This window comes from Streptosporangium sp. NPDC006013 (assembly GCF_040614275.1).
Classification (GTDB): Bacteria; Actinomycetota; Actinomycetes; order Streptosporangiales; family Streptosporangiaceae; genus Streptosporangium.
Genome location: NZ_JBEXUE010000442.1, coordinates 1 through 8,251, shown reverse-complemented (window position 1 = coordinate 8,251; position 8,251 = coordinate 1). Strand labels below are relative to the sequence as shown.

The window sequence follows — 8,251 nt, the reverse complement described above, 5'->3', positions numbered from 1 at the left end:
CGGTCCTGGTGGCGCTCTTCCTCGCCGGCGCGCTGACCAGCCTGATCCGTGTCGGAGGGCGGCTGGGCCGCGGGCTGGTCATCACCCGCCCGCTGCACATCGTCTCCGCGGAGGCGGCGGCCACCGGCGCCGTCCTCGGCAGCTCGGCTCTGGGAAGCCCGGTGAGCATGACTCAGTCGATCACCGCAGGGGTGGTCGGCTCGGCGGCAAGTGAGGGAATGAGGAGAGTGCGATGGCAGGGCGTCGTGAACGTGGGTACGGCATGGCTGGTCACGCTGCCGTCGTCGATGGCGCTGGGCGGCCTCGGCGGCCTCGCGCTGAGACTGATGTGAGCGGCAAGGACGGCCGCACCCGGAGGTTCGTGCGCGCCTGGGACGACCTGCGCGGCCGGTCGGGGCGGCGGATCGTCGGACTGGTGCGGAGCCAGGTCGCCGTCGCGCGGGCGGGAGCCGAACTGGCCCGCTCGACCGCGGCCGGCGAGATCGAGCGGTCCGCCGCGCGCGCCCGGATGGCGGAGGTGGAGCACGAGGGGGACGAGGCGCGGGCCGAGCTGGTGCGGATACTGCGGCGGGTGCTGGCGACCCCCATCGACAGGGAGGACCTGTTCCGGCTCTCGCGCTCGATCGACGACGTGCTGGACCAGCTCCGTGACTATGTGCGCGAGCTCGACCTGTTCGGCCCGGAGGACCTGCGGTTCGCGGTCGAGCCCCTGCAGGCGGTGATCGACGGCCTCGACGAGCTGGAGGGCGCCGTGCTGAAGATGATCGACGCCCCGGGCTCGGTCACCATGGCCGTGCTGGACACGCGCAAGGCGTGCAGCCGGGTCCGCCAGCTCTACCAGGCCCGGCTCGCCGAGCTGTTCGCCGAACCGCTGGACATGGACACCCTGCGCAGGCGCGAGCTGCTGTCACGGCTCGACGCGGTGGGCCGCCGGCTCGGCGAGGCCGCCGACGCGCTCGCGGACGCGATGCTCAAGCGGAGCCACTGAAACCGCGCCGCCTTACCCATCACCGTCTGCCATTCCCCACTCCCTTTTGACGAAGGACGACTCTTGTTATGAAATATGTTTAGCTAGAGCGAACAGGCGGCCATGCCGCTTGACGGAGGGAGCCGCGGGTGGGCACATCGGAGCGTCATGGCGGTGAGGAGCCGGACCGCCAAGACGCCGTCGGAGCCCGGATGCGGCAGTTCCGCAAGGAGCGCGGCCTGACGTTGCGCGGTCTCGCCACCCACTCCGGGCTCTCCATCGGGTTCCTCTCCCAGGTCGAGCGGGGCATCTCCTCCATCGGCCTGACCGCGCTCAACAGCGTGGCCACGGCGCTCGACCGGAGCGTGGCGGAGTTCTTCAACGACGCGCCGCCGGAGGGGGAGACCGAGGAGAGGCCGCCATCGGTCTCCCCGCTGCCGAGCCACTTCACGCTCACCCGCTCCGCGACGGCCGCCACCGAGTACATCTCGGGCCAGCAGACCTACCGCATGCTCTCGGCCAGGGGGCCGAACCTGGTGCTCGAACCGCTGCTGGTGCACATCGCCCCCGGCGGCAGGCGGGAGAACTCCTACGGGCACGCCGGTGAGGAGTTCGCCTTCGTGCTGGAGGGCGAGCTGCTGTACGAGGTCGACGGCGTCGAGCACCGGCTGCACCCGGGCGACAGCGTCCACCTGAGGTCGACGGTCCCGCACAGCATGTTCAACGACACCGACCGGGTCACCACCGTCGTGTCCGTGGTGACCCCCCGGCTGTTCTGACCTTCTCCACCGCTCTCGCCTCGCGAGTGGTGGAGTGACCGCCGATGACCTACGGGCCCCTCCCCGCCCGCGCGACCAGGACTCGCGGGGCCACGGTCAGTGACGGCGCAGGGCGCGGATCGCCGACGCGGCCAGCCCGACCGCGGCCAGCGCGCCGAGCGCCCCGGCGGCGACCGCCCGGCGCTGGCGGGAGATGCGCGGCTGGATCTCGGCGTACGGCACGGTGCTGAACGAGACGAGCTCGTAGCGCGAGGTGTAGCGGCCGGGCAGCAGCCGCTCCAGGCCGTGCTCGACGCGCTTGCCCAGCAGGAACGTCCGGGAGGCGACCTTGTCGCGCATCTCGACGAAGTTCGCGAGCGCGAGTTCGGCGATGGTGTCGGCGTGCTCCTTGCGGCGGGCACCGTACCGGGCGAGGGCCTCGGGGAAGTCGTCGCCGGTCTCCTGTAGGCAGCGGTCGAGCTCCACGCAGTCCTCGAAGCCGCAGTTGGCACCCTGGCCGTAGAAGGGGACGATGGCGTGGGCGGCGTCGCCGAGCAGGCCGACCACGGCGCCGGTGCCGCGCACCTGCCAGGGGTGCGCCCGCACGGTGACCAGGTGCCCGATCGGGTTGTGGGCGTAGTCTCCGGCGAGGTCGGGCATGAGCGCGCGGGCGTCGGCGTAGTTGGCGGCGAAGAACTCCTCGAACCGCTCCGCGGTGTCCAGTTCCTCGAAACTGCCGGGCCCCGACTTGGGCCAGAACAGCGTGCAGGTGAAGGAGCTGTCCGGGTTGGGCAGCGCGATCATCATCGCCTTGCCGCGCGGCCAGATGTGCAGCGCGCCGGGATCGAGGGCGAACCCGCCGTCGCGCGCCGGGATCGTCAGCTCCTTGTAGCCGTAGTCGAGGTAGTCCTGGCTGAAGTCGAAGCCGGGCAGCAGTTGCAGCCGCCCGCGTACCGCGCTGTAGGCGCCGTCGGCGCCGAGCACGACCGGGGCGCCGTGGGTGACGGGCCCGGTGGGCGTGTCGAAGTCCATCCGCCCCGAGTCGACGTCGAGCCCGGTCAGCCGGTGCTCGAAGAGGGCGCGGACCCCGGGCATGGCGAGGGCCGCCTCCAGCAGCGTGCGGTTGAGCTCGGAGCGGCTGATGGAGTTGATCGCCCGCTGCCCTCCGGCGCTGTACGGCTGGAAGTTGAGCGTGCCGTCCGGGGCGTGCACCATCCGGCCCGGCATCGGCAGCGCGGCCTTCAGCACCGCCTCCTCCAGCCCGATCCGGCGCAGCGCGTCGATCCCCCGCTCGGAGATCGCCAGGTTGATCGAGCGCCCGCGCTCCGGCGTGGCCTGGCGCGGGTCGGGCCTGCGCTCGTACAGGGTGACCTCGTAGCCTCGGCGGGCCAGGTAGCAGGCCGTCAGGCAGCCGACCAGCCCGGCGCCGACCACGGCGACCTCGCCACGGGAGCTCATACCGGGTTCACCTCCTCGGCGAGCGCGGCGGCCGCCCGCCAGCAGTCGTGGAACGTGGAGTACATCGGCACCGGGGCCAGCCGGATGACGTCCGGCCGCCGCACGTCGGCGAGGACGCCGTGCACCTCGTGCAGCCGGGCGGCAAGGGTCGCGGCGTCGGTGGCGTCCGCGACGTCGGTGCCCCCGATCACCCGCAGGGAGAGCTGCGCTCCGCGCCTGGCCGGGTCGGCGGGCGTGACGATCTCCAGCGGGCGGTCGCGGACGACCTCGGCGAGCAGCCGCTCCAGGTAGCCGGTGAGCGCCAGGCTCCGCTCCCTCAGCGCCGCCATCCCGGTCTCGGCGAACATCCGCAGCGAGACCCTGACCGGGGCCATGGCCAGGATCGGCGGGTTGGAGATCTGCCAGGCGTCCGCGGTGGGCACGGGGACGAGCTCGGGCCGCATCTCGAAGCGGGTCGCCTGCTCGGTGCTCCACCACCCGGCCAGCCGGGGCAGCTCGGGGTCGGTCACGTGGCGCCGGTGCACGAAGCAGCCCGCGACGGCGCCGGGACCGGCGTTGAGGTACTTGTACGAGCACCAGGCCGCGAAGTCCACGTCCCAGTCGTGCAGCGCCAGCGGCACGTTCCCCGCGGCGTGCGCGAGGTCCCAGCCGACGACGCAGCCGGCCGCGTGCCCGGCCGCGGTGACGGCGGGGATGTCGAGGAACTCTCCGGTCAGGTAGTTGACCCCGCCGAGGAGCACGAGCGCCACCCGGTGTCCCTCACGGGCCAGGTAGTCCACGATGTCCTCGGTGCGCAGGCAGTCCTCGCCGGGGCGGGGGCGCAGCCGGACCACCGTCTCGTCGGGGTCGAGGCCGTGGTGGACCGCCTGGCTGCGCACCGCGTAGCTGTCCGAGGAGAAGGCGTGGTCCTCGATGACGATGCGGGTGCGCTCGCCCGCCGGGCGGTAGAAGGTGGCCATCATCAGGTGCAGGTTGACCGTGAGGGAGTTCATCACCACGGTCTCCTCGGGGGCCGCGCCCACCAGCGCGGCGGCGTCCTCGCGCAGCTCGGCGTGGTAGGGCAGCCAGGGGTGTGCCGCCCGGTGGTGCCCCTCGACCGCGTGCAGCGCCCAGTCGTCCAGTTCGGCGGCGAGCGCGGCGCGGACGGCGCGGGGCTGCAGGCCGAGCGAGTTGCCCGCGAAGTAGGCGACCTCGGGGTATCGGCAGGAGGCGGGGGCGGGCGGCAGCAGGAACTCCTCGCGACGGCAGACCGAGTCCCCGGCGTCGGCCGCCAGCGCCGCCCGCTCGCCGAACTCGCCGTCCTCGCCGAACACGCCGGGAGCGCGCGACGCGCCGAGCCCGGCGGAACCATCGGATCCGCCCCGGCCGGGTCCTGCCGAGCCGGTTCCGCCCGGATCACGGAGGTCCTCGGCCCGCGTGGCCATCACGCCGACGTCCTGATCGCCGGACCTCCGGCACGCTCGCTCGTCACATCGTCTCCTTCTTCCCCGCCAATGTTCACTCATGCTGAACTCAAGTGAAATTAGGAGTACGAGATGATTCGGGCAGTGCGCTTTGCGGACGAAAGGTTCTACGGGGATCCGGTTTCAGGATGACGGAGCGTCACCCGAAGGCACCGTGGTCAGGCCCTGCCTTTCTTGGCCTCCCTGCCTGTCGCGGCCGGTCGGATCCACCGGACGGAACAGCTACGCCGCCCCCCTCGGTGAGCGGTTCAGCAGCGGCAGCACCTCGGTGCCCAGCAACTCCACGCCACGGTCGTCGGTGAGGCCGTGCGGCGTGCCGAACTCCACCCGGTGCGCGCCCGCGTCGATGAGGGCCTGTGCCTGTGCGGCGACCTGCTCCGGGTCACCGGAGAAGGCGAACAGGTCGAGCAGGTCGTCGGGGATCAGCCGCCCGGCGGCCTCGTCCCTGCCGTCGTCGACCAGTTCCTTGACCCGGCCGAGCAGGTCCTCGGGTATCTCCACGGTCGGGTCGAGGTCGGCGACCACCGCGAGGTACATGGCGACCTCGCTGCGCGCCCTGGCTCTGGCCGCTGCGCCGTCGACGTCCACGACCGTCACCGCGCCCAGCACGACGCCCACCTCGCCCGGGTCACGTCCGGCCGCCGTCGCCCCGGCCGCGACCCGCTCACCGATCACCCCGACCATCGCCGGGTTCGCGCTGCCGCCCACCTTGATCTCGTCGGCGATCCGCCCGGCCAGCGCCGCGCCCTTCGGCCCCCACGCGCCGAGCAGCAGCGGCGGCCGGGTGCGGTGTACGGGGTAGCGCAGCCGGGTGCCCGGCGCCAGGCGGAACATCTCCCCCTCGAACCCTCCGGCGTCGCCGGCCAGCAGCCGGTAGACCACCTCGACTGCCTCCGCCAGCGCGGTCAGCGGCCGCGGCTGGGCGATGCCCACGGCGCCGAGCCAGGTACCGCGTGCCAGGCCCAGGTAGGCACGGCCGTGCGAGGCCAGGTCAAGGGCGGCGAGCTGCCCGGCGATCTCGTACGGCGCCGCCGAGTACGGGTTGAGGCAGGCCGCGCCGAGCCGCACCCTCTCGGTGGCGGCGGCCATCTCCAGCAGCGGGAAGATCGGCGGCTGGTACATCAGGTCGCCGAACACGCTCAGCACGTCGAAGCCGTGCTCCTCGGCGCGGCGCGCGAGCCGCGCGTAGTCACCGGCCCGCTTGTCGCTCTGCAGGCCCAGACCGATCTCGGTGGTGCTCATCGGGGGATCACCTCAGGTCAGGTCGGCGGAGTTCATCCGGCGGCGGCGGGTCCGCTCGACCCGCATCACCAGCCGTTCCTCCGGGTCGGGGCAGCTGAAGTGGGAGTCCTGCGCCAGCCAGTCGCCCTGGGCTAGGTCGCGCTGTTTGGCGGCGAGGAACGGCAGGACCGAGGCGAGCGCGTAGACGCAGAAGTGCTCACCGTCGGGGAGGCGCAGGTGCGCGCTCCGCTCCAGCGTGAAGCAGTCGCCCACCTCCATGCCGCAGACGGATCTGCCCTCGATGCGGTCGACCACGACCCGCAGGTCGTACAGTTCCATGTCGCCGTCGTCTGCCATGCCCGCCCCTCGCTCGCCCGTGCCCTCGCTGATGTCCTCGCCCGTGCCCCCGCTCATGGCACGAGCAGTTCGGAGTGGTGGTGCACGATGAGCCAGTCGCCGCCGGTCCTGCGCAGCACGTCGGTCACCCGGCTGTACTGCGCGGGTTCACCCGGCGCCTCGGCGACGAGCAGGTAGCGCGCCACCCCGGCGTCGCCCCACACGTCGATCCGCTTGTCCTCGGCCGCCAGCCTGTCGAGTGCGGGACGGGCACCCGAGCCGTCCCTCTCGTCGCGGTAGGCGTCGAGTTCCGACCGGGTACGCAGCGGTCCAGGCAGGTGCGTCTCCCAGGTGGTCACCTCGGCGTGCAGGTGGCTGTCGAACCGGCGCCGGTCCGCCGCGAGGAAGGCGTCGTACATGTCGTCGATGCCCGCCGCGATCGCGGCGGCCTCCGCGTCGTTCACAGAGCCGCTCATCGGGCCGCTCATCGGGCCGTTCATCGGGCCGTTCATCGGGCCGTTCACCGGTACCTCACCCAGATGCCCTGGTCTTCAGACCCCGGGAAAACCGCGTTCACTGCTTCTCCCATCCCGACCGGTCGTCGCGAACGACCCGGCCGCCCTTCATCACCCAGCGGACCCCCCGGAAGGCCGAGGTGTCCGCGAGCGGGTCCGCGTCCATGGCGATGAGGTCCGCGTACTTGCCGACCTCGACGGTGCCGAGGTCGGCGTCGGCGCCGAGCCAGCGCACCGGGCCGAGCGTGCCCGCGTAGAGCGCTCCCGCCGGGCCGAGACCTCCCTCGGACATGCACTCCAGCTCGCGTACCGAGGCGTTGGTCCCCTCGAAGTCCCAGAACGGCGGCATGTCGCTGCCCAGCAGGACGTCCACCCCGGCGTCGAGGGCCATGGCGTAGCTCTCCAGATGCCGGGGACCCGCGCCGAGCGAGCGGCACTGCATCCACTGCGGCACCCCGAGCTCGTCGAAGAACTCCTTGCAGCGGGTGACGAGCAGCGTCGGCACCAGGGCCGTGCCGCGCTCGGCCATTCTCTTCGCGACCTCGGGGGTGAGCTGGTAGCCGTGCTCCACGCAGTCGAGGCCCAGCTCGACGGCCTCGGCGATCACCGCCGCCGGCCCCGCGTGCGCGGTGACCTTCCGGCCCCAGGCGTGCGCGGTCTGCAGCGCCGCCGCCATCTCGTCGGAGAACAGCTGCGGGGTGTCGATGCTCTCGTGCTCCCCGGCGATGCCACCGGAGATCATGATCTTGATGAGGTCGGCACCCGCCTTGACCTGGGTGCGCACCCCGCGCCGGAACCCGTCGACTCCGTCGCACTCCATGGTGTCGCTCGCCTCGTGGCCGTGGCCGCCGGTGCAGACCAGGGCCTGGCCCGCCGTGAAGATGCGCGGCCCGGTCGCCCTGCCCGACTCGATGGCCCGGCGCAGCGCGAAGTCGGCGTGCTCCTTCTCGGCCACGCACCGCACCGTGGTGACCCCGCAGTGCAGAGTACGGCGGGCACCGTCGGCCATGTAGAGGACGAGTTCGTGCGCCGTCATGTTCTTGACGCTGTCGCCTCCCTGGCCCGGCAGCGACAGGGACAGGTGGGTGTGCATGTTGACCAGGCCGGGGGTGACGTACGCGCCGTCGAGATCGAGCCGCGGGGCCTCCCCCACCCGCTCCAGGACCTGCTCGCGGGGACCCACGGCCGCGATCCGGTCGTCCCGGATCCACACCGCCGCGTCCGCGATCCGCCCCTCGGCGCTCTTCGGAGCCCCGGCCGACGCCTTGGCCGACGCCTTGGCCGACTGGGCGCCGCCGGCGCGGGCGTCGGTGACCGTGCAGTTGACAATGACCACGTCGTTCATCGGACGGCCTCGATCCCGTAGATCCTGCGGGCGGCGTCGGGAGAGACATAGCCCTCGGCGACGTCGCGGCGGACCAGTTCCGGATCGCGCTCGCACGGATCCCCGTGCCCGCCACCCCCGGCGGTCAGCAACCTGATCCGGTCACCGACCCGCACCCTGGTCCGCTTGGTACTGACCCGATGCTCACG

At 72.5% G+C, this 8,251-nt stretch carries 10 protein-coding genes; 3 read left to right on the top strand and 7 right to left on the bottom strand.

Features of this window, described 5'->3' with window-relative positions:
* The 3 genes from ABZ260_RS40830 to ABZ260_RS40820 all read left to right on the top strand — a co-directional run.
* Nucleotides 1-332, top strand: a 332-nt coding sequence (locus ABZ260_RS40830; RefSeq protein ID WP_355628393.1) for an inorganic phosphate transporter, incomplete at its 5' end; no start/stop codon positions are given.
* A complete protein-coding gene (locus tag ABZ260_RS40825) occupies nucleotides 329-988 on the top strand; it encodes a DUF47 family protein (protein WP_355566342.1) in 660 nt (219 codons plus the stop codon). The genes ABZ260_RS40830 and ABZ260_RS40825, both read left to right, overlap by 4 nt.
* Nucleotides 989-1,116: 128 nt before the next feature.
* Entirely contained in the window at nucleotides 1,117-1,746 is a 630-nt protein-coding gene (locus tag ABZ260_RS40820; RefSeq protein WP_355628390.1) for a cupin domain-containing protein, read from the top strand.
* A gap of 96 nt (nucleotides 1,747-1,842) precedes the next feature.
* Here the strand turns inward: ABZ260_RS40820 and ABZ260_RS40815 are convergent, their stop codons facing one another.
* The 7 genes from ABZ260_RS40815 to ABZ260_RS40785 all read right to left on the bottom strand — a co-directional run.
* Complete coding sequence (locus ABZ260_RS40815) at nucleotides 1,843-3,225, bottom strand: NAD(P)/FAD-dependent oxidoreductase (protein ID WP_355628398.1); 1,383 nt, start codon at nucleotides 3,223-3,225, stop codon at nucleotides 1,843-1,845.
* Nucleotides 3,180-4,607, bottom strand: a complete 1,428-nt coding sequence (gene kynU / locus ABZ260_RS40810; protein WP_355628396.1) for a kynureninase — start codon at nucleotides 4,605-4,607, stop codon at nucleotides 3,180-3,182. Before kynU ends, ABZ260_RS40815 begins: the two co-directional genes overlap by 46 nt.
* A 261-nt stretch (nucleotides 4,608-4,868) precedes the next feature.
* Nucleotides 4,869-5,888 carry an LLM class flavin-dependent oxidoreductase gene (locus ABZ260_RS40805; RefSeq protein WP_355628387.1) on the bottom strand — a complete coding sequence of 340 codons (1,020 nt, stop codon included), beginning with the start codon at nucleotides 5,886-5,888 and terminating at the stop codon, nucleotides 4,869-4,871.
* Nucleotides 5,889-5,900: 12 nt separating this feature from the next.
* Nucleotides 5,901-6,281, bottom strand: a complete 381-nt coding sequence (locus tag ABZ260_RS40800; protein ID WP_355628384.1) for a TIGR04076 family protein — start codon at nucleotides 6,279-6,281, stop codon at nucleotides 5,901-5,903.
* On the bottom strand, nucleotides 6,278-6,679 hold the full coding sequence (locus ABZ260_RS40795) for a DUF4440 domain-containing protein (RefSeq protein WP_355628381.1): 402 nt from the start codon (nucleotides 6,677-6,679) through the stop codon (nucleotides 6,278-6,280). Before ABZ260_RS40795 ends, ABZ260_RS40800 begins: the two co-directional genes overlap by 4 nt.
* Nucleotides 6,680-6,776: 97 nt before the next feature.
* A complete protein-coding gene (locus ABZ260_RS40790; RefSeq protein WP_355628378.1) occupies nucleotides 6,777-8,063 on the bottom strand; it encodes an amidohydrolase family protein in 1,287 nt (428 codons plus the stop codon).
* The coding region (locus ABZ260_RS40785) for a hypothetical protein (RefSeq protein ID WP_355628375.1) at nucleotides 8,060-8,251 on the bottom strand (192 nt) is incomplete at its 5' end. The genes ABZ260_RS40790 and ABZ260_RS40785, both read right to left, overlap by 4 nt.